Source organism: Pseudoduganella dura (assembly GCF_009727155.1).
Lineage (GTDB): Bacteria > Pseudomonadota > Gammaproteobacteria > Burkholderiales > Burkholderiaceae_D > Rugamonas > Rugamonas dura.
This window is the reverse complement of the sequence record NZ_WNWM01000002.1, coordinates 5621700-5642436: the sequence shown is the minus strand read 5'-3', so window position 1 is coordinate 5642436 and position 20737 is coordinate 5621700. Positions and strand designations below refer to the sequence as shown.

The 20737-nt window shown below is 66.6% G+C and carries 14 protein-coding genes; 9 read left to right on the top strand and 5 right to left on the bottom strand.

The annotated features are described in order from the left end of the window. Nucleotides 1-160: 160 nt before the first annotated feature. Nucleotides 161-1882, top strand: coding sequence for a CehA/McbA family metallohydrolase (locus GJV26_RS24620; protein WP_229419431.1), 1722 nt, complete (start codon nt 161-163; stop codon nt 1880-1882). Between the two features lie 101 nt (nt 1883-1983). Here GJV26_RS24620 and GJV26_RS30355 read toward each other — a convergent pair whose 3' ends face one another. Further along, complete coding sequence (locus GJV26_RS30355) at nt 1984-2130, bottom strand: hypothetical protein (RefSeq protein ID WP_189442323.1); 147 nt, start codon at nt 2128-2130, stop codon at nt 1984-1986. On the opposite strand from GJV26_RS30355, the gene GJV26_RS24615 reads away from it, so the two are divergent. After that, entirely contained in the window at nt 2125-2760 is a 636-nt protein-coding gene (locus GJV26_RS24615) for an MOSC domain-containing protein (protein ID WP_229419430.1), read from the top strand. The genes GJV26_RS30355 and GJV26_RS24615 overlap by 6 nt on opposite strands. Then, entirely contained in the window at nt 2753-3394 is a 642-nt protein-coding gene (udk, locus tag GJV26_RS24610) for a uridine kinase (RefSeq protein WP_155711284.1), read from the top strand. The genes GJV26_RS24615 and udk overlap by 8 nt, the downstream gene beginning before the upstream one ends. A gap of 128 nt (nt 3395-3522) precedes the next feature. On the opposite strand, the gene GJV26_RS24605 is transcribed toward udk, so the two are convergent. From GJV26_RS24605 to xth, 4 genes are all read right to left on the bottom strand, one after another. Continuing rightward, nucleotides 3523-3972 carry a hypothetical protein gene (locus tag GJV26_RS24605; protein ID WP_155711283.1) on the bottom strand — a complete coding sequence of 150 codons (450 nt, stop codon included), beginning with the start codon at nt 3970-3972 and terminating at the stop codon, nt 3523-3525. A gap of 174 nt (nt 3973-4146) precedes the next feature. Then, nucleotides 4147-5103 carry a GNAT family N-acetyltransferase gene (locus GJV26_RS30350; RefSeq protein WP_229419429.1) on the bottom strand — a complete coding sequence of 319 codons (957 nt, stop codon included), beginning with the start codon at nt 5101-5103 and terminating at the stop codon, nt 4147-4149. After that, nucleotides 5100-5666, bottom strand: a complete 567-nt coding sequence (locus GJV26_RS24595) for a helix-turn-helix domain-containing protein (RefSeq protein WP_155711282.1) — start codon at nt 5664-5666, stop codon at nt 5100-5102. Before GJV26_RS24595 ends, GJV26_RS30350 begins: the two co-directional genes overlap by 4 nt. 417 nt (nt 5667-6083) lie before the next feature. Further along, nucleotides 6084-6902 carry an exodeoxyribonuclease III gene (xth, locus tag GJV26_RS24590; RefSeq protein ID WP_155711281.1) on the bottom strand — a complete coding sequence of 273 codons (819 nt, stop codon included), beginning with the start codon at nt 6900-6902 and terminating at the stop codon, nt 6084-6086. Between the two features lie 122 nt (nt 6903-7024). Here xth and GJV26_RS24585 point away from each other — a divergent pair, with 122 nt between their 5' ends. The 6 genes from GJV26_RS24585 (at nt 7025) to GJV26_RS24560 (ending at nt 20655) form a co-directional block, all read left to right on the top strand. Beyond that, nucleotides 7025-9079: a prolyl oligopeptidase family serine peptidase gene (locus tag GJV26_RS24585; protein WP_155711280.1), complete on the top strand. Its 2055-nt coding sequence runs from the start codon at nt 7025-7027 to the stop codon at nt 9077-9079. A gap of 342 nt (nt 9080-9421) precedes the next feature. Further along, on the top strand, nt 9422-11350 hold the full coding sequence (locus tag GJV26_RS30760; RefSeq protein WP_189442327.1) for an EAL domain-containing response regulator: 1929 nt from the start codon (nt 9422-9424) through the stop codon (nt 11348-11350). Nucleotides 11351-11360: 10 nt separating this feature from the next. Then, a complete protein-coding gene (locus GJV26_RS24575) occupies nt 11361-16247 on the top strand; it encodes a hybrid sensor histidine kinase/response regulator (RefSeq protein WP_155711279.1) in 4887 nt (1628 codons plus the stop codon). Further along, complete coding sequence (locus GJV26_RS24570) at nt 16247-17128, top strand: CheR family methyltransferase (RefSeq protein ID WP_155711278.1); 882 nt, start codon at nt 16247-16249, stop codon at nt 17126-17128. Before GJV26_RS24575 ends, GJV26_RS24570 begins: the two co-directional genes overlap by 1 nt. Before the next feature lie 683 nt (nt 17129-17811). Then, complete coding sequence (locus tag GJV26_RS24565; RefSeq protein ID WP_229419428.1) at nt 17812-19818, top strand: methyl-accepting chemotaxis protein; 2007 nt, start codon at nt 17812-17814, stop codon at nt 19816-19818. Nucleotides 19819-20049: 231 nt separating this feature from the next. Then, nucleotides 20050-20655 (top strand): YceI family protein, encoded by a 606-nt coding sequence (locus GJV26_RS24560; RefSeq protein ID WP_229428001.1) that lies wholly within the window; start codon nt 20050-20052, stop codon nt 20653-20655. Nucleotides 20656-20737 lie beyond the last annotated feature (82 nt).

The following is a 20737-nucleotide window of genomic DNA, read 5'->3' as shown; positions in this document are numbered from 1 at the left end:
TCCGTTTCCAACGGAAGAGCAGGAGGCTTTCATGCGCGCGTCCATTGGCAGTTTGCCATCGGAATTCGTCCGATTCTTGTCCAGTGCGTTATCCGGGTTCGTCCGCCTGCGGCCCGGGTGTGTCCGCTCTCCCGTACGGCACACCGCGCCGCTCCTGGCAATGGTAACGGCGCGCGCGCACGAATGCCTGTCCGGATGGTCCGCACTGCTGCTGGCGGCGGCCGCAATCGTGTCTCCCGCCGCGGCGCAGCCTGGTGGACCGGCCGACCACGATGCATTTTCGGCATGGCTGGAAGCCCCCTGGCGCGTGGCCGCCTCGCCATCGGAAACGGCCGGCGGGCACCGTTTTATATTGACCTTCAACAATCCCACTGCGGCGCCCGCGCAACGCGTGGACTGGCGGCTGGAACTGTTCGCGGCCGACGGCCGCCCCGTCGAACGCTGGCGCGGCAGAGTAAAGTTGCTAGATGGCACGGGTCGGCACGTCGTGGCCTGGCGTCCGCGTGGCATGGCGCCCGGCATCTACCGCTTGCGGATGACGGCATCGCCGCGCGGCGAACCCGCCGCCGCCGTCGAAGAAGAGCGCACCGTCCGGATCGGCCCCGCGCCGGCCGCGCCGCAGCGGATGCGGTCGGCGGCAGCCCCGGTACCGGAAACCCGGCAAGCCTGGGACATTTACCTGGGTAACCTGCACAGCCAGTCCGGCCACAGCGATGGCGGCGTGCCGGTGGCCGACTGCCGCGGCGGCAGCCATCCCGGCAGCATGCCGGCCGGGCCGGCGCAGGCGTACGCATTCGCGCGGGAACATGGCCTGGACTTCCTGCTGGTGTCCGAACACAACCACATGTATGACGGTTCCGACGGCAGCGACCCCCAGGCGGACCCGGAACGGGCCCGCCAGCTGTATCGTGGCGGACTCGCGCAGGCGGCGGCGTTCACCGCCGCGCATCCCGGTTTCGTGGCGCTGTACGGGCTCGAATGGGGCGTGATCGCCAACGGCGGCCACCTGAACATCCTGGACAACCCGGAATTGCTCGGCTGGGAGCGCAATGCCGAAGGCGAGGTAATCGGCGACACGTTTACCGCGAAGAACGACTACGGCGCGCTGTATTCGCTGCTGGGCCGCCGCGGCTGGCTCGGGCAGTTCAACCATCCGGGCCGGCAGCAGTTCCACGCCAACGGCCAGCCTTTCGGCCACAGCGCCGAGGGCGATGCGGCGATGGCGCTGTGCGAAGTGATGAACAGCGCCGCGTTCTCGAACCGCACCGACGAAGGCGAAACCCGGATGAGCAGCTACGAACGCACCTGCCAGCGGGCGCTCGAAGCGGGCTGGCACGTGGCCTTCAGCAGCAACCAGGACAACCACTGCGCCAACTGGGGTGCCTCGGCCCCCAACCGCACCGGCGTGCTGCTGCCGCGCGGCACGCCGCTGACGACGGCCAGCCTGCTCGACGCGATCCGGGCCCGGCGCGTATTCGCCACGACGGACAAGGCCGCATCCGTGGTGCTGACCGCGAACGGCGCAATGATGGGGGAACGCATCGTCAACCGGGGCACGCTGACGCTGGCCGTGCAATACCGCGGCAATGCGGACCGCGGTCTCGGCGAACTCGTCATCGTTTCCGGCATACCCGGCCGCAACGGCACCCCGGAGACGATGACGCTGCTTGCCGGCGCCGTCACGATCGCCCCGGCGCCCGGCGAACATTATTACTATGCGCGGGTGACCCAGGACGACGGCAGCCTGCTGTGGTCCGCGCCGGTCTGGGTCACGCAGCAGGCGGTCATGCAGGAAGGCGGCATGCCGGGACCAGGCATGGGGAACACGGGCGCGCGGGAACCGGACCCACTGGCCCGGCAGTCCGGCATGCGGCATCCCTGATACACTCGGCCGGGTCTTCCGTGCCTGCCCTGCCCGCCGCCTTGTCCATACTACCGCCCTCCGCCGGATCGGCTGCTCCGTCCGACGAGCCAGCCCATCCATCAGCCGATCCATTCTCCGGTCAATTGCCCGGCGCCGCCATCGGCCGCGTGCAGGCCATCGCCTTGCGCTCCCATGCACGTGAAGCCATCCGCGCCGTCGACGCCGTCGCCGCGGATGCCGGCGTCGGCCTGGCGGGCGACATGCATGCCGATGCGCTGTCGCCACGCCAGGTATTGCTGGCAGGCGCGCCCGCGTATGGCCGGCACGGCCTGGCGCCGAACACCCTGCGGGAAAACCTGCTGCTCGATATCGACACCTCGCACTTTTCATCCGGCACGCTGCTGCGGGTGGGCACGCAAGCGGTGCTGTGGCTGACGTTCGGGTGCGAGGCTTGCGGCTACCTCGATGCGCGCCGCCCGGGCATCGCGGCGGCGATCGGCCGCGAGCGCGGCATGCTGGCGCGGGTGCTGCACGGCGGCGCCATCCGCACGGGCGATCCGGTCGTCCGGTTGCCGGACCTGCCGGCCACGCCGTTGGCCGGCTCCCTGCCGGGCCGGCCAACGGCGTGGTCCGACGACTGGCGCGAACGGGTCGCCGCGATCCTCGCGCGGATACCGCCGGGCATGGTGGTCGAATACCGGCAACTGGCGCGGCTGGCCGGCGTGCAGCCCGTGTATTGCCGCGCCTTTCCGCGGCTCGCCCGCAGCCTTGGCTTCGGCCACGCGGCCGTTGCAGCGGGCGGCCAGCCGGGCATTGCGCGCTGGGAAGGACACGGCCTGTTCGATGCGGACCCTGTCGGTCCGGCCGCCGCTCCGGTATCATTCCGGGATGAATGAAATTAATTACCACCCGTTTGTCATCGGGGTTGCCGGCGGCAGCGGCAGCGGCAAGTCGACGGTTTCCCAGCAGGTGCTTGCGTCGTTCGGCGCCGATATGGTGTCGGTCGTCATGCAGGACGATTACTACAACGACCAGTCCGACTTGCCTCCGGACGTGCGCCGCAGGCAGAATTACGACCATCCGCAAGCGTTCGACTGGCCGCTGCTGGTCCGGCACGTGCAGGCATTGCGCAATGGCGAGGCGATCGAGATGCCGGAGTACGATTTCACGATCGACAACCGCTCCAGCAGGACCATCCTGGTCAAGCCGGCCCCGGTCATCGTGATCGAAGGCCTGTTCGCCCTGTATGACGCGGACTTGCGCGAGATGATGTCGCTGAAGATCTTTGTCGACACCGCGCCCGACGTGCGCTTCATCCGCCGCATGCAGCGCGATATCACCGAACGCGGCCGCTCGGTCGAGAGCATCGTCGGCCAGTACATGGAAACGGTACGCCCGATGCACAAGCAGTTCATCGAACCGACCAAGCGCCATGCCGATGTCATCCTTCCTCACGGCGCGAATGTGCCGGCGGTCGATGTCATCACGACCAAGGTGGCGAGCGTGATCGGGCAGGTGAAGCGGTCGTGATCCTGCCGCCGGCAGGGTTATCGCTTCCTGCCAGGCGCCGGATAATGCCGGACCTGCATGGCATCGGCCACGATCCTCGCGCGTGGCTGGAGCCGCTGCGTTCGCTCCCGAACAACTGACCAGAAACGTTATGCGAGACGCAGGTAACGCGTGGCGCCGTTTTTCGGATTGACCAGCATGCGGCGCAGGTGCCTGCTCTTGATCTCGAACGGGAGCGCCGCCGCGAGCCGGTCGACGAATGGCTGGAACGCCGGGCTCTCGTACGCCATCGGGAAGATAAAGAATGGCGCGACCGATAATGCACGACGGTGCAAGTTCAACATCACGCTGCACGTGCCGCGATCCCGGCTGGCCAACGGCTCGGGGAACTCGTTCGAGAGATCGCGCCAATTGAAGTGATATGCTGCAAACAGACTGAGCGGCCCCGCCTTCTGCCTGGGCCACCGTTCGTCCGACAGGGCGAACTCGATCGCCTCCTCCAGCCATTCGGCGCCCAGTTCCCAGCTCTTGCCCGATTCATCGGGATTGCGCTCGATGCCGAATCGCCGACGGGCATCGTCGAGGCAGGCGGCGGCCACGGCCGCTTCCGTCCATTCGCCCGGCGGGTCGACGTTCAGCGATATGGAGTGGCCGAGCCGGACGTCGACGCCAAGTGGAAGCGTATGAATGCAGCGATGGCATTCAACAGGTCTTTCTTGCGCCAGCGTGCTCGCTCGTCTGCCGGCGCCGGGGCGGAAGGTACTGTCAGATGATCAAAGCCGCTTGCCGAAGCATACCGCGCCATCGTTCCCAATGTATTTGCCGAAATTCGGAATCCGCAGGTAACCCTGGGCATCATAGAAGCGCACCGCCCGCGTATTGACCTTGCGCGTTTCCAGCCACAGGCCCCGGTACCCCAGCGCACCGGCCTGCGCTTCCAGGAACGCCAGCACGGCGGCCCCCGCACCGCTGCCGGGCCGGGCATACATGCGCTTGATCTCGGCGATCTCGCCGTCTATGGCGCGCAGTGCGCCGCAGCCGACCGCCCTGCCCCGGTCATCGCGCGCGATGGCGAACGCGACACACATCGCCGGATCGAACGAGCCCGTGCCGTCGTCGCCGGCGATGCCGCGCAGTACCTCGGACAGTTCGCGCATCAGCGACACGGCATCGCCCGACGCGGGATCGGCGGCCGCCACGTCGATGACCGGCCCAAGCACCTTGTACATCACGCGCGTGGCACCCAGCGTGCTCCCTTCCAGGATCGCGTACTGCGCAATATCGCCCGCGGTGCGGTAGCCGAGGCCCGCATACAGGTGCTGGGCGCCGCTGCCCACCCACGTGTCGAGCACCAGCAGCGTGCGGCCCAGCGCCCGGGCGCGCGCTTCGGCGGCCCGCAGCAGCAGCCGGCCGATGCCCTGCCGGCGATGGCGCGTGTGCACCAGCATCTTGTTCACTTCGGCACGGTGGGCACCGTTGGCAGGCGTGGCCAGCGCCAGCTGCACGGTGCCGCAGACCACGCCATCGTCGCCGCGTGCGGCGAACAGCGTGCGCGCACCGGCATCGGCCTGGGCCGCCACATCCTCCCAGAAGCGCCGCGCATCGGCCGCCGTGAAAGGCTGCAGGAAACCGACACTGGCGCCATCGGCCACGCAGTCGTGCAGCACGTCGGCCAGTTCATGCGCGACCGCGCGGATGGCGTCGCCGGACAGTTCTTCGATGGTGATCATGGTTCGCAGATGGCGATCAGGTAGTGGGCCCCGGTGGCGCCGGGGCAGGCGAAGCGCGTGGCACCGAACAGGCGGAAGCGCAGGCAGTCGCCCGGCTGCAGCCGGTGCGTGACGCCGTCGAGCGTATAGTCGAGCAGGCCGTCCAGCAGCCAGATGTGCTGCTCCAGGCCCGGCTGCGACGGCTGTTCGTAGTCGATGACGGCGCCGGCCGGCAGCCGGCCTTCGATCAGTTCGCCGCGCAGGCCCCTGGCCGGCGGCGATACCATGCGGCGCGTGAAGCCGCTGGCGGGATCGGTCCACACGGGCTGGTCGGCTGCCCTGATCAGCTGCGCCCCGCCCTCCTCGACCTCGGCGATCAGGCGCGACATCGGCATGCCATAGGCGCTGCACAGCTTGCCGAGCAGCGCGGCCGTGGGACTCGACTCGCCGCGCTCCAGGCGTGACAGCGTGGCGCGGCTGATGCCGGAAAACTGCGCGAGTTGTTCCAGCGACCAGCCACGGGCTTCGCGCAACGCGGCGAGCCGGGCAACGAGTTTTGCGTCGAATGTGTGTTCATTTCCCATATATGGGAATGTATCTCATACTTGAGATGAAACGCAAGGGCGCCGGCAACCACGCGGACGGACGTAAGCGGTCAAACCATGTAACCTGCTTCATAGCTGTGTCATAGCGCGCCCGGCAATGTTGCACGATGCCCGGGCCCTCCCCAACCCACCGCAGGAGCAATGCAATGAGTAAAAGCCAGGATGCCAAGAAATCCACCAAAAAAGAACCGGCCAAGACCGTGAAGGAAAAAAAGGAAATCAAGAAGGTGAAGAAGGAGGAGAAAAAGCGGCAGCAGTAACCATCCCGGCGAGACCGGGGCAGCCGCCGCCCTGCGCGGAGCAGCCATTTCGCTCCGGGCCAGGCGGGCAAGGGCCCGGAAACGGGACGCCTGCCACGCGATCCGGCAGATGCGGTGTCACCCAGTCACCAGCGTTCTACGGCACCTCCTTCGCCTTCACCTTGGCTACCTTCGGGATCTTCTTCGCATCCAGCTCGATCCACGTCGGCGCATGATCGCTGGGCTTTTCCCGTCCGCGCACATCGCGGTCGACTCCGGCAGCCTTCAGTGCCGGCGCCAGGGACGGGCTCAGAAGCAGGTGGTCGATGCGGATGCCCGCGTCGCGGCCGTACGCGTTGCGGAAATAGTCCCAGAACGTGTAGATCTTCTCGCCCGGGTACATGGCGCGCAGCGAATCGGTCCAGCCCTGCGCCATCAGCCGCTCGAACGCCTCGCGCGTCTCGGGCCGGAACAGCGCGTCGTCGACCCAGCGTTCCGGCTTGTAGACATCCAGGTCGGTCGGGATCACGTTGTAGTCGCCGGCCATCACGACCGGCGCGCCGGTGGCGATCAACTGCTCGCCGCGCAGGATCAGCCGCTCCATCCAGCTCAGCTTGTAATCGAACTTCGGCCCCGGCGCCGGGTTGCCGTTCGGCAGATACAGGCCGGCGATGACCACGTCGCCCACCACCGCCTCGATGTAGCGGCTCTGCTCGTCCGACGGATCGCCCGCCAGGCCCCGCCCCACTTCGACCGGCTGGGTGCCGCGCGCCAGGATCGCCACGCCGTTCCAGCTTTTCTGGCCATGCCAGATCACGCCGTAGCCGGCCGCCTCGATCGCCGCCGCGGGAAACTTTTCCTGCGGCGCCTTCAACTCCTGCAGGCAGGCCACGTCCGGCCGGGCTTCCTCGAGCCATTGCAGCAGGGCCGGCAGGCGGGCGCCGATGCCGTTGATGTTGAAGGTAGCGATGCGCATGGGAGACTCCACGGTTGACTTGACGAGTTGCGATTGTGACAGCACGGCGCGTCGATTGCCACACGAATGCCGCTGCGGCAACGTTGGTGTAGAGTACGCGTTCCACCAATACAGGAGCACGCATGCGTTCGTCCCCCCAGCAGCCCGGCCTGCAAGCCGCCACCCCGGAAGACCCCCACCAGTGGCTGGAAGACGTGGGCGGCGAACGGCCGCTGGACTGGGTACGGCAACAGAACGGCGTGGCGTTGGACGAACTGGAGGCCCGGCCGCAGTACGGCGCGATCCACGATCGCCTGAAAACCATCCTCAACTCGCACGAACGCATTCCCTTCGTGCGCCAGCATGGCGATTACCTGTACAACTTCTGGCGCGACGCGCAGCACGTGCGCGGCATCTGGCGCCGCACCACGCTCGACCAGTACCGGCTGCCCGAACCGCGCTGGGAAACCGTGCTCGACATCGACAGGCTGGCCGCCGACGAAGGAGAGAACTGGGTGTGGAGCGGCGTTTCCTCGCTGTACCCGCGCGGCGAGCGTTTCCTGCTGTCGCTGTCGCGCGGCGGCGGCGACGCGGTCGTCGTGCGCGAATTCGACATGCCGTCGCGCAGCTTCGTCGCCGACGGTTTCAACCTGCCCGAGGCGAAGAGCGACATCGCGTGGATCGATGCCGACACGCTGTTCGTGGCCACCGATTTCGGCCCCGGGTCGATGACGACCTCCGGCTACGCCCGGATCGTGAAGGAATGGAAGCGCGGCACGCCGCTGGCCGCGGCGCGCACCGTCTACGAAGCCCTGCCGGAAGACCTGGGCGTGGGCGCCTGGCGCGACTTCACGCCGGGCCACGAGTTCCAGTTCGTGTCGCGCCAGATCGGCTTCTACAGCAGCGAGCTGTTCCTGCGCGAAGGCGACCGGCTGACGAAAGTCGACAAGCCGCTCGACGCCAATGCCTACACGGTGCGCGACCAGCTGGTCATCGATTTGCGCTCCGAATGGACGGTCGACGGCCAGGCGTACCCGCAGGGTGCGCTGCTGGCCACCGACTTCCGCCGCTTCATGGCGGGCGAGCGCGCCTTCGAGGTGCTGTTCACGCCGACGGCGACGGCATCGCTCGACGGCGTGGCTTCGACCCGTTCGGCGCTGCTGCTGAACGTGCTCGACAACGTGAAGAACCGGCTCGTCGAACTGCGCCACGTGGATGGCCGCTGGCAGCGGCGCGATGTCGATGCGCCGGCCTTCGGCACCCTGGAGGTGATGCCGCTGGACGCCATCGCTTCCGACGACTACTTCCTCGTCGTGACGGATTTCCTGACGCCGACCACGGTCCACCTGGCCCATGCCGGCAGCGACGAGCGCACCGCCCTCAAATCGCTGCCGGGCTTTTTCGATGCCAGCCCGTACGAGGTGAAACAGTTCCACGCGGCGTCGAAGGACGGCACACTGGTGCCCTACTTCGTGGTCCAGCGCCGCGATGTGAAGCTGGACGGCGGCAATCCCACCGTGCTGTACGGCTATGGCGGCTTCGAAGTGTCGCTGAAACCGTCCTACAGCGGCGTGACCGGCGAAGCCTGGCTGAAGCACGGCGGCGTGTACGTGCTGGCCAACATCCGTGGCGGCGGCGAATTCGGGCCGCGCTGGCACCAGGCCGCGCTGAAGGAGAACCGCCAGCGCGCCTTCGACGACTTCATCGCCGTGGCGCAAGACCTCGTCAGGCGGAAGATCACCAGCCCGGACCACCTCGGCATCATGGGCGGCAGCAATGGCGGCCTGCTGGTGGGCGCCGCGCTTACGCAGCGGCCGGACCTGTTCAACGCGGTCGTCTGCCAGGTGCCGCTGCTCGACATGCGCCGCTACAGCAAGCTGCTGGCTGGCGCGTCGTGGATGGGCGAGTACGGCGACCCCGACGATCCGGCGCAGTGGCAGGTCATCGCCGGGTACTCGCCCTACCATAACGTGTTCCCGGACCGGCATTACCCGCGCGTGCTGTTTACCACGTCGACCCGCGACGACCGGGTCCATCCCGGCCACGCCCGCAAGATGGTGGCGAAGATGCAGGAACAGGGGCACGACGTGCTGTACTGGGAAAACACCGAGGGCGGCCATGCCGGCGCCGCCAACAACGACCAGCAGGCGAAGATGTGGGCGCTGACCTATACGTTCTTGCTGGAGCAGCTGGGGTAGCCGGCAGCGGCGTCCCCGGGTGCCAGGCGCTTCCCCCGGCAGATTCAACCTGGTGACGGACACTTTTCGCGGCAGATGCACCTGGTGTCGGACACCTTTTTCCGGGGCGTCATCCGGAAAACAGGTGTCGGACACCGGTTTTCCTCGGCGGATCGGCATGACGCCCGGCGAACAACATGAGCCCGGCAGTAACGGTCGCGCGGCTACCGAGAATTCGTTTCCCAGTGGTATTGTATTTTTGCTATATTGATAGCCGGGCAAGCGGACATGTCCGTCGTTTTTTCTTGACTCGCGCCCGCACAAGCGTATCTTCTACAACGAAAAATACCGGGTGACGTCGTCGTGCATATTCCCAAAGTCCTCCTCGTGAACGACGATCCCGCCAGCCTGCTGGCGCTGGAGAGTCTGCTGGCCCCGCATGCCGACGGGTTCGGCTATGAACTCGTCAAGGCCCGCTCGGGGAACGAGGCGCTGCGCGAGGTGTTGCGCCAGGATTTCGCCGTGATCCTGCTGGACGTGGACATGTCCGGCATGGACGGTTTCGAAACCGCCGCCGCGCTGCGTTCGCACCCGCGCTCGGCGGCGTTGCCGGTCATCTTCGTCACCACCACCGATGCGGACGAGCAGCACCGGCTGCGCGCGTACGAACACGGTGCCGCCGATTACCTGAGCGCACCGCTGGTGCCGCAGGTGGTGCATGCCAAGGTGGGGGTCTTCGTCGAGCTGATCCGCAAGCACCAGCAATTGCAGGCGCAGGCCGAGGAAACCCGCCGCGTCAACGCCGAGCTGCGCTCGCAGCGGCTGCAGGACCTGGAGCGCGCCAACCGCGAACTGGAACTGGAAGTGGCCGAGCGCAAGCAGGCCGAACAGCGCGCCCACGAGCTGTCGACGAAGGATGCGCTGACGGGCCTGGTCAACCGTCGTTCGCTGATCCAGCACCTGGAACACGCGGTGGCATCGAGCGACCGCCGGCGCAGCCAGTTCGCGCTGCTGTTCCTCGACCTGGACGAATTCAAGCAGATCAACGACGGCTTCGGCCACGATGTCGGCGACGAACTGCTGCGCCAGGTGGCGGCGCGCCTGTCCGCCGCGGTGCGCGCGTCGGACGTGGTGGCGCGGCTGGGCGGCGACGAATTCGTGGTCCTCATCGAGGGCAAGGCGCCCGCCGAGAACGCGGCGCGGGTGGCGCGCAAGATCGCCAGCGCGCATGCGCGCCCGTTCACCATCGTCGAGCACCGGGTGCACACGTCCACCAGCATCGGCATCGCCGTCTATCCGCACGATGGCGCCAGCGCCAGGGCGCTGATGAAAAGCGCCGACCTGGCGATGTACCGCGCCAAGGAAGAACGCAAGCAGAATATCGGCAATGTCGGCGGCAATGCGGGTGGCAATGCAGGCAGCAACGCGGGCGGCAAGGTGGATACCCAGGGCGGCAACATCCGCTTTTTCCACGAAGAGATGAACCGCCGCGAACACGAGCGCGAACAGTGGACTGGCGAATTGCGCCATGCATTGGCGGCCGGCCAGCTCGACCTGCAATACCAGCCGCAGGTGGCGCTGGCCAGCGGCCAGGTGCGCGGCGTCGAGGCGCAGCTGGTCTGGCAGCATCCGCGCCTGGGCCGGATCGGGGCCGCCGCGTTCCTGCCGGTGGTGCAGGATCGCGGCCTGCTCGAGCGCGTCGATTCGTGGGTGATGGCCACCGTATGCGCGCAGGCCGCAGCCTGGCGCACCGGCGATTCGCCGCTGGCCCGCGCCCGCGTGGCGCTGAACCTGGTCGCGCCGGCGCTGGGCCCGGACCTGCCGGCGCGCCTGCTGGCCGAAGTGCGCCGGCATCACTTGCCCGCCGGTGCGATCGTGCTGGAGATTTCCGAGTCGCTGCTGGCGGCCCACAATGCCACGGTCGAACCGTTGCTGCGCCAGCTGCAGGGGGGCGGCGTGACGCTGGCGCTGGACGACTTCGGCCATTCCGGCACCAGCCTGGCCGCCTGCAAGAAACTGGGACTCGATATCCTGAAGATCGAACCTGGCTTCGTGCGCAATATCGGCGACAATGCCGGCGGCACCGACCTGGTGGCCGCCATCGTGCACCTGGCCCGCGCGCTGTCGATGGAGGTCGCCGCGATCGGCGTCGACCATGCGCACCAGCTGGCCGTGCTGGCCACGCTGGGCTGCGACGACTGGCAGGGCGCGCTGTTCAGCGCCCCGCGCACCGCGCAGGAACTGGCGGAACTGCTGCCCGAAGTACTCGAACCACATACTATTAGACACTGAGGACCCGTCGATGAACGACATGACCGAACTGCCCGAGGAATTGGATCTGAAGCTGATCCTGCAAACCCTGATGGCGCTGAAAAAAGGCGATTTCTCGGCACGCATGCCGTCCGACTGGTCGGGCGTTTCAGGCAAGATCGCCGACACCCTGAACGACATCATCGAGACCAACGAGCGCATCGTGAAGTCGGTCACGGAGGTGAGCCGCGTGGTGGGCCGCGAGGGCCGGCTGACGCAGCGCGCGCCGGTCGCCAACGTGTCCGGCGGCTGGGCCACGATCATCAGCGCCGTCAACACGCTGATCGACGACCTGGTGCGCCCCACCACCGAGATGGCGCGCGTGATCGGCGCGGTGGCCAAGGGCGACCTGTCGCAGACCATGGCGCTGGAAGTGGACGGCCATCCGCTCAAGGGCCAGTACCTGCGCGCCGCCACCACCGCCAACACGATGGTGGAACAGCTGCTGTCGTTCTCGTCCGAAGTGACGCGCGTGGCGCGCGAAGTGGGCACCGAGGGCAAGCTGGGCGGCCAGGCGCAGGTGAAGGGCGTGGCCGGCACGTGGAAGGATCTGACCGACTCGGTCAACTCGATGGCGGGCAACCTCACGTCGCAGGTGCGCAACATCGCCGAGGTGACGACGGCGGTCGCCAACGGCGACCTGTCGAAGAAGATCACGGTGGACGTGCGCGGCGAGATCCTGCAGCTGAAGGACACGATCAACGTGATGGTGGACCAGCTGCGCTCGTTCGCATCGGAGGTGACCCGGGTGGCCCGCGAGGTGGGCACGGAAGGCAAGCTCGGCGGGCAGGCCTACGTGCCGGGCGTGGGCGGCACGTGGAAGGATCTGACCGACAACGTGAACTTCATGGCGTCGAACCTGACCGGCCAGGTGAGGAACATCGCGGCGGTGACCACCGCGGTGGCGAACGGCGACCTGTCGAAAAAGATCACGGTGGACGTGAAGGGCGAGATCCTCGAACTGAAGAACACCATCAACGTAATGGTCGACCAGCTTTCCTCGTTCGCTTCCGAAGTGACCCGAGTGGCGCGGGAAGTCGGTACCGAGGGCAAACTCGGTGGCCAGGCGCAGGTGAAGGGCGTGGCCGGTACGTGGAAGGACTTGACCGACTCGGTGAACTCGATGGCGGGCAACCTGACCGGCCAGGTGAGGAACATCGCGGACGTGACCACCGCCGTGGCCAACGGCGACCTGTCGAAGAAGATCACGGTGGACGTGAAGGGCGAGATCCTCGAACTGAAGAACACCATCAACGTGATGGTCGACCAGTTGAACTCCTTCGCTTCCGAGGTCACGCGCGTGGCGCGGGAAGTCGGGACGGAAGGCAAGCTCGGCGGGCAGGCGAACGTGCCCGGCGTTGCCGGCACGTGGAAGGATTTGACCGAAAACGTCAACCAGCTGGCCGGCAACCTGACCGGCCAAGTGAGGAACATCGCCGAGGTGACCACCGCGGTGGCGAACGGCGACCTGTCCAAGAAGATCACGGTGGACGTGAAGGGCGAGATCCTCGAACTGAAGAACACCATCAACGTGATGGTCGACCAGCTTTCCTCGTTCGCCTCCGAAGTGACGCGCGTGGCGCGCGAGGTCGGCACCGAGGGCAAGCTGGGCGGCCAGGCCTACGTGCCGGGCGTGGGCGGCACGTGGAAGGACCTGACCGACAACGTGAACTTCATGGCATCGAACCTGACCGGCCAGGTGCGCAACATCGCGGCGGTGACCACCGCCGTGGCGCGCGGCGACCTGTCCAAGAAGATCACGGTGGACGTGAAAGGCGAGATCCTCGAACTGAAGGACACCATCAACGTGATGGTCGACCAGCTGTCGTCGTTCGCCTCCGAAGTGACCCGGGTGGCGCGCGAGGTGGGCACCGAGGGCAAACTGGGCGGGCAAGCCAACGTGCCGGGCGTCGCCGGCACGTGGAAGGACCTGACGGAAAACGTCAACCAGCTGGCAGCCAACCTGACGAACCAGATGCGCGCGATCGGTGAAGTGGCCACGGCCGTCACGCGGGGCGACCTGTCCCGCTCGATCCAGGTGGAAGCGCGCGGCGAAGTCTCGTACCTGAAGGACAACATCAACGAGATGATCCGCAACCTGAAGGAAACCACGCAGAAGAACGCGCAGCAGGACTGGCTGAAGACCAACCTGGCGCGCTTCACGCGACTGCTGCAGGGCCAGCGCGACCTGCAGGCGGTAACGAAGCTGATCCTGTCGGAACTGGCGCCATTGGTGTCGGCCCACCACGGCGTGTTCTACATGATGGATTCGCAGATGGACGATGCGCGGCTGCGCATGATCGCCAGCTACGGCTACCGGTCCAGCCGCAAGCTGCCCACCTCGTTCCTGCCCGGCGAAGGCCTGGTGGGCCAGTGCGCGCTGGAAAAGGTGCGTATCTGGCTGACGGACGTGCCGCGCGACTACATCGTGGTGTCCTCGGGCCTGGGGTCGGCGCCGCCGACCAATATCGTCGTGCTGCCGATCCTGTTCGAGCAGCAGGTCAAGGCGGTCATCGAGATCGCCTCGCTCGACCGCTTCACCGAGACCCACCTCTCCTTCCTCGACCAGCTGATGGAATCGATCGGCGTGGTGCTCAACACGATCGAGGCGAACAGCCGTACCGAATCGCTGCTGACGCAATCGCAGTCGCTCGCGCAGGAACTGCAGCAGACCAACCAGGAACTGGCGGAAAAGGCCCGGCTGCTGTCGGAGCAGAACATCGAGGTGGAGCGCAAGAACCGCGAGGTGGAACAGGCCAAGCTGGCGCTGGAGGAAAAGGCCACGCAGCTGGCGCTGTCGTCGAAATACAAGTCCGAGTTCCTGGCCAACATGTCGCACGAGCTGCGCACGCCGCTCAATTCCCTGCTGATCCTGGCGCAGCAGCTGGGCGACAACCCGGACGGCAACCTGTCGGGCAAGCAGGTGGAATTCGCCAAGACGATCCACGGCTCCGGCTCCGACCTGCTCACGCTGATCAACGACATCCTCGACCTGTCGAAGATCGAATCGGGCACCGTCACGCTGGACGTGTCCGAATACCGCTTCGGCAACCTGCGCAACTACGTGGACCGCACGTTCCGCCACATGGCCGAGGCCAAGCACCTCGGCTTCACGGTGGCGCTGAAGGAAAACCTGCCCGCCTCGCTGATGACGGACACCACGCGCCTGCAGCAGGTGTTGAAGAACCTGTTGTCCAACGCCTTCAAGTTCACCTCGCACGGCCAGGTATCGCTGGACATCGGCCTGGTCGAAAACGGCTGGAGCGCGGACAATCCGAATCTCGCCAATGCCGACGCGGTGCTGGCGTTCTCGGTGCGCGACACCGGCGTGGGCATCGCGGCCGACAAGCTGCAGCTGATCTTCGAGGCATTCCAGCAGGCCGATGGTTCCACCGCCCGCAAGTACGGCGGCACGGGCCTGGGCCTGTCGATCTCGCGCGAGCTGGCCAGGCTGCTGGGCGGCGAGATCCGTGTCGAGTCGACCGTGGGCAGCGGCTCCACATTCACCCTTTACCTGCCGTACAACCGCGCCGGCTTCATCAACTACGACCAGCCCCGCCCCGCCACGCTGCGCACGGTGCCGCTGCCGCCGAAGGTCATCTACACGCCGCCGCTGGCCGACGAGCCGGGCGATGCGTCGACCGACGGGGATGCCGACGGCGCCGTGTACGGGTCCACGCTGGACGACCGCGGCCTGACGGCGCCCGGCGATCCGTCGGTGCTGATCATCGAGGACGACGAACGCTTCGCCAAGATCGTGCTCGATTTCGCCCGCGAGAAGAACTTCAAGGGCATCGTCACGGTGCACGGCGATTCGGCGCTGTCGCTGGCGCGCGATTACGCGCCATCGGCGATCCTGCTCGACCTGGACTTGCCGGACATCGACGGCTTCACCGTGCTGGACCGCCTGAAACGCGATCCCGGCACGCGCCACATCCCCGTGCACGTGATGTCGGCCTCGCGCGAGCGCGAACGGGCGCTGCGTTCGGGTGCGATCTCGTTCCTGAACAAGCCCGTGAGCAAGGAAGCGCTGCAGGAGCAGTTCGCGCGCATCCAGAAATTCCTGCTGGGCGGCAAGCGCAGCCTGCTCGTCGTCGATGACGAAGCGAGCCAGCGCGATGCGATCGTGGCGCTGATCGGCGCCACGGACGTCGACATCGCCGCCGTCGGCACCGGCGAAGAGGCGCTGGCGGCACTGCGCACCAGCCATTTCGACTGCATGGTGCTGGACCTGACCCTGCCCGACATTTCCGGCTTCGACCTGCTCGACATCATCGGCAAGGACATGACGCTGCGCGACCTGCCGGTGGTGATCAACACGGCCAAGGAGCTGAACCGCCGCGAGGTGGCCAAGCTGAAACGCTATGCGAAGACGATCGTGATCAAGGATGCCCGCTCGCCCGAGCGGCTGCTGGACGAGACGGCGCTGTTCCTGCACCGCTCGCAGGCCAGCCTGCCGGAACCGCAGCGCCGCATGCTGGAACAGGTGCACGCGCTCGACTCCGGGCTGGCGGGGCGCAAGGTGCTGATCGTCGACGACGACCTGCGCAACATCTTCGCGCTGTCGTCGCTGCTCGAACGCGAGCAGATGCAGGTATCGTTCGCCGAGAACGGCCGCGACGGCATCGAGGTGCTGGAGCGCGATCCGACGATCGAGATCGTGTTGATGGACATCATGATGCCCGAGATGGATGGCTATGACACGATGCGGGCGATCCGCCGCATCCCCAAGTTCAAGTCGCTGCCGATCATCACGCTGACGGCGAAGGCGATGAAGGGGGACCGCGACAAGTGCATCGCCGCCGGCGCCTCGGACTACATCACGAAACCGGTGGACGTGGCGCAGCTGCTGTCGCTGATGCGGGTCTGGTTGCACTGATGGCGGCGCCAACGGGTGCGCGGGCCGGGGTACCGGCGGACCGGGAAACCGGCGAGCGCCGGCGCTCGCCCGATCCGGCGGTGGAGGAACTGGAATTGTCGCTGCTGCTCGAAGCGGTGGCGCAACGCTTCGGCTTCGACTTCCGCAGCCACGACCGGGCAGCGATGAAGCGCAAGCTGCATGCGCTGATGGCGCGGCGCGGGCTGCGCACGCTGTCGCAATTGCAGAACCGCGTGCTGCACGACCCGGCCGCGTCGCGCGCGCTGCTGCTTGCGCTGGGCGTGGCGCCGGCGTCGATGTTCGACGATCCGCAGGAAGCGCTCGAGCTCGTGGCGGTGGCCGAGAAGTGCCTGCCCGGCGCGCCGCTGCCGAAGGTCTGGCTGGTCGATTGCGCCGGCGCCGAGCAGGCCTGGACGGTTGCCGTGATGCTGGCCGAGCGCCAGCTGTTGTGGCGCACGGAGATCCATGCGACCGTGTCCAGCGACGAACTGCTGGAGGAAGCGTTGGCAGCTTCCCTGCCGCTCGAGAAGATGGGCGAGTACCAGCGCCGCTACGAACAGGTCGGCGGCAGCGGCCGGCTGTCCGAGTATTTCCATCTCGAGGGCGGCCGGCTGGTACCGGTGCCGCAACTGAAGAGCCGCATCACGTGGGCGCAGTACAACCTCGTCACCGACGCGTCGTTCAATGAATTCCAGCTGATCGTCTGCCGGCGCGCCCTGCCCGACTTCGGCCCGCTGCTGCGCCGGCGCGTGCTGCACCTGTTCGACGACAGCCTGGCCGTGCTCGGCGTGCTGGGCATCGACCGCGCTCCGGGCGACGGACTGGCGGGACAGTACCAGGAATTGATGGAGGGCCGGTCCTGGTACAAGCGCGTCGGTTGATGCCGGCTTCCCGTGCAGGCATGCCACCGTGGCAATGCGCATGCCCGCGGCCGAATGCGCCATCGCCCCTCGCGGTATTGCCGGATGCCGGCGAATCTCTTAGAATCGCGGCCCGCGGAAATGCCGGCCATTCGAGGATATGCAGGCCATTCGAGGATATGCAGGCCATAAAGCTGGCGGACAAAAAAAAACCGGCCGCAATCTGAGGAGGGGACCGGTTAAAACGCTTTCTGTCGAGAGCGCGGGGAATTAAATGGCATTTACCGCAATATCGACCATGCATCGTGGCTGCATGCCGAATCGTGCCGAGATCGTGACCGTGAATCCGTGCCGGATTGAGGAATCCGGCAACCTGCCGCGCAACAGCGTCGCGCGGTACAGGTGATACTTTGCCATCATTGCCGGCCATCAGGCTTAGGACTTCATTAAGGAATTTTGTTATCTTTTTTATCCTGCCGATTGCAGAAACGATAATGCGTGACGTTGGCGTAATACAACGGGCGAATTCGCGGGTGACTTTCTTTATTTATGTTTCCGCTTGGAATGCCGATAATGGGATGATTCCGGTTTGATCCGAATTACCGGCAATTCGCCTGAATTAATATTTCAACTTCATTCACTATAAAATGAACAACACCACTTTCAACCCGCGTAACTGGAGTGTCGGCTCGCGCACGACGGCAATGTCCTTCGCTTTGCTGGCATTCACGCTGACGGGACTGATCATGTTCATCAGCGTCAGCACCAGCCGGCTGCTCGAGCAGCGCGCCATGGCCAGCCTGCAGCAGGACCTGACGGGCGTGAAGAACATGGTGGAACTGTTCAATACAGCGGGTGTGAGCGAAGTCAATTCGTTTGCCAAGGTGTTTGCCGCTTCGTTCGATGGCGCTTTCACGCTCGATCCTTCGGCCACGGTGGAGGTCGGGGGGAAAAGCACGCCGACGCTGAAGATCGGCGAGACAATACTGAACAATAATTTCACGCTTCCCGACCAGTTCACCCGGATCACCGGCGGCGGCGCCACGGTCTTCGTCGCCTCGGGCGAGGATTTCATCCGCATATCGACGACCACGAAGAAGGAAGACGGCAGCCGCGCGGTCGGCACGGCGCTCGATCACAAGCATCCCGGCTACGCACCGCTGCGCAGCGGCAAGAGCTACATCGGCCTTGCCACGCTGTTCGGCAAGCCGTTCATTACCCGTTACGATCCGCTACGCGATGCTTCGGGCAAGGTGATTGGCGTCCTGTACGTGGGCGCGGATGTATCGCAGGAGATCCTGACACTGAAGGAGCGCATCAAGTCGATCAAGATCGGCACCACCGGCTATTTCTATGTGCTCGACGGCACGCCGGGCGCCAACTACGGCAAACTGGTGGTTCATCCGAAACGCGAAGGCGATGTGATCCTCGATTCGAAAGATGCCGACGGCCGCCTGTTCATCCGCGAGATCCTGGAAAAGCAGGAAGGCACCATCATTTATCCGTGGCTCAACCCGGACGAGACCAGGGCGCGGGAAAAAATCGTTGCCTACGCGACGTTCAAACCCTGGAACTGGGTCATTGCCGGCGGCGCTTACCGTGAGGAAATCACTGCCGAGGCGGCGCGGCTGCGCAACTGGTATACCGCTGCCGGCCTTGCCGCGCTGCTCGGCTTCTCGTGCATCATGTTCTTCGGTGTGCGCCGCTACATTACGCAGCCGCTGCGGCAGGTCGAACAGGCCGCCACGCAGATCGCCGCCGGCGACCTGACCGTGCAGCTCGTTGTGAACGGCAAGGACGAGATCGCCGGCCTGACGCGCGCGATGAACGGCATCAGCGCCAGCCTGTCCGCGGTGGTGGGCCAGGTGCGCAGCGGTGCCGACCAGATCGCCCACGCGTCCAATGAAATCGCCAGCGGCAACCAGGACTTGTCGAACCGCACCGAGCAGCAGGCCGGCAACCTGGAGGAAACGGCCAGCTCGATGGAAGAACTGACGGCCACCGTGCGCCAGAACGCCGAGAACGCGCGCCAGGCCAACACGCTGGCGCAAAACGCTTCCGACGTGGCGGCACGCGGCGGTGCCGTGGTTTCGCAGGTGGTGGACACGATGGGTTCGATCGATGCCTCGGCGCGCAAGATCGTCGACATCATCGCCGTCATCGACGGGATCGCATTCCAGACCAACATCCTGGCACTGAACGCGGCCGTGGAGGCGGCCCGCGCGGGCGAACAGGGCCGCGGTTTCGCCGTCGTGGCCGGCGAAGTGCGCACGCTGGCGCAACGCAGTGCGGCCGCCGCGCATGAAATCAAGGGATTGATCGGCAACTCCGTCTCGCAGGTCGAAGCGGGCGGAAAGCTCGTCGAACAGGCCGGAGCCACCATGCAGGAAGTGGTCGACAGCGTGCGGCGCGTGACCAGCATCATGGCCGAGATCCGCACGGCCAGCGATGAACAGTCCGCCGGCATCGAACAGGTGAACGTGGCGATCACCCACATGGACCAGGTGACGCAGCAGAACGCGGCGCTGGTCGAACAGGCCGCCGCCGCGGCCGCCGCGATGCAGGAAGAAGCCGCCGGCCTGGCCCAGGTGGTGCGCCAGTTCAGGCTGGACGACGCCGGGGCAAAAAAAACCCGCGTCCGGGACGCGGGTGAAAGGATTCAAATCGGGAGAGATTTGAAAGAGCGGGATCATCTTCTCACGTTGAAATGACACGGCAATGACATCGAGCGCAGGAGGCCGGAAATAGCTACCCCAGCCAACCCGGCCAACCCGGCCAACCCACCCGGCACGGGCGTTCCCGGCAATTATCCGGTTGCTTCCGCCCGCGCGACGGCGTGCTGCATTGCCGCCTGCCTGCTTCTGGCGGCCTGCGCCGCCCCCGTGCCGCCGCCGGCGGCTGCGCCGTCCGCGCCGCCGTCCCTCCCTCCCCAGCCCGCCGCTGTGCAACCGGCCGATCCGTTCGCGGCGCTGCTCCAGGGCCGCGCCGCGGGGCCGGTGCTGCGCATCGCCGACGATGCGCTGATCGCCGTCACCGTGCGCCGCGGCGGCGCCCTGGCCCGGCTGGGCCACGATCACGTGGTGGCGGCGCGCCGTATCGATGGCCATGTGGACCCGGCGGCCGGCCTGGCCGCGCTGCGCTTCCGCCTCGACGAGATGACGGTCGACGAGGCCGCGCTGCGCGAGGAGGCCGGGCTGGCGAAGCAGCCTTCGGCGGACGCGATTGCGGGCACCCGCGTCAACATGCTGACCAAGGTGCTCGAGGCCGGGCGCTACCCGCTGGTCGAGGTGCGGGCGCGGCGGACAGGGGACGCCGGAGCGCTGCAGGCCGACATCACGCTGCATGGCGTAACGCGCTCCTTCGCCGTGCCGGTGACGATCGAGCCGGCCCCGCCCGGCCTGGTGGCACGGGGCACGCTGACGCTGAAGCAGACCGATTTCGGCATTACGCCGTTCTCGGTGCTGGGCGGCGCGATGGCCGTGCAGGATACGCTCGAGATCCGTTTCGTGCTGCCGGCTCGCCCGGCGGCGCCGGACGCGGTACGATAGCACCATGGAATCCGACACGCACCGCGGGTCGCGCGCCGGCCCGGCGGCCTCGCTGCCGGTGGCCAGGCCTGGCACCCGCGCC

Excerpts from the sequence above, each read along its gene's own strand:
- GJV26_RS24620 (WP_229419431.1), top strand. The coding sequence starts at position 161 with ATGGTAACGGCGCGCGCGCACGAATGCCTGTCCGGATGGTCCGCACTG.
- GJV26_RS24615 (WP_229419430.1), top strand. The coding sequence starts at position 2,125 with ATGCATGCCGATGCGCTGTCGCCACGCCAGGTATTGCTGGCAGGCGCG.
- GJV26_RS30355 (WP_189442323.1), bottom strand. The coding sequence starts at position 2,130 with ATGCATGTCGCCCGCCAGGCCGACGCCGGCATCCGCGGCGACGGCGTC.
- udk (WP_155711284.1), top strand. The coding sequence starts at position 2,753 with ATGAATGAAATTAATTACCACCCGTTTGTCATCGGGGTTGCCGGCGGC.
- GJV26_RS30350 (WP_229419429.1), bottom strand. The coding sequence starts at position 5,103 with ATGATCACCATCGAAGAACTGTCCGGCGACGCCATCCGCGCGGTCGCG.
- GJV26_RS24595 (WP_155711282.1), bottom strand. The coding sequence starts at position 5,666 with ATGGGAAATGAACACACATTCGACGCAAAACTCGTTGCCCGGCTCGCC.
- xth (WP_155711281.1), bottom strand. The coding sequence starts at position 6,902 with ATGCGCATCGCTACCTTCAACATCAACGGCATCGGCGCCCGCCTGCCG.
- GJV26_RS24585 (WP_155711280.1), top strand. The coding sequence starts at position 7,025 with ATGCGTTCGTCCCCCCAGCAGCCCGGCCTGCAAGCCGCCACCCCGGAA.
- GJV26_RS24575 (WP_155711279.1), top strand. The coding sequence starts at position 11,361 with ATGAACGACATGACCGAACTGCCCGAGGAATTGGATCTGAAGCTGATC.
- GJV26_RS24570 (WP_155711278.1), top strand. The coding sequence starts at position 16,247 with ATGGCGGCGCCAACGGGTGCGCGGGCCGGGGTACCGGCGGACCGGGAA.
- GJV26_RS24565 (WP_229419428.1), top strand. The coding sequence starts at position 17,812 with ATGTCCTTCGCTTTGCTGGCATTCACGCTGACGGGACTGATCATGTTC.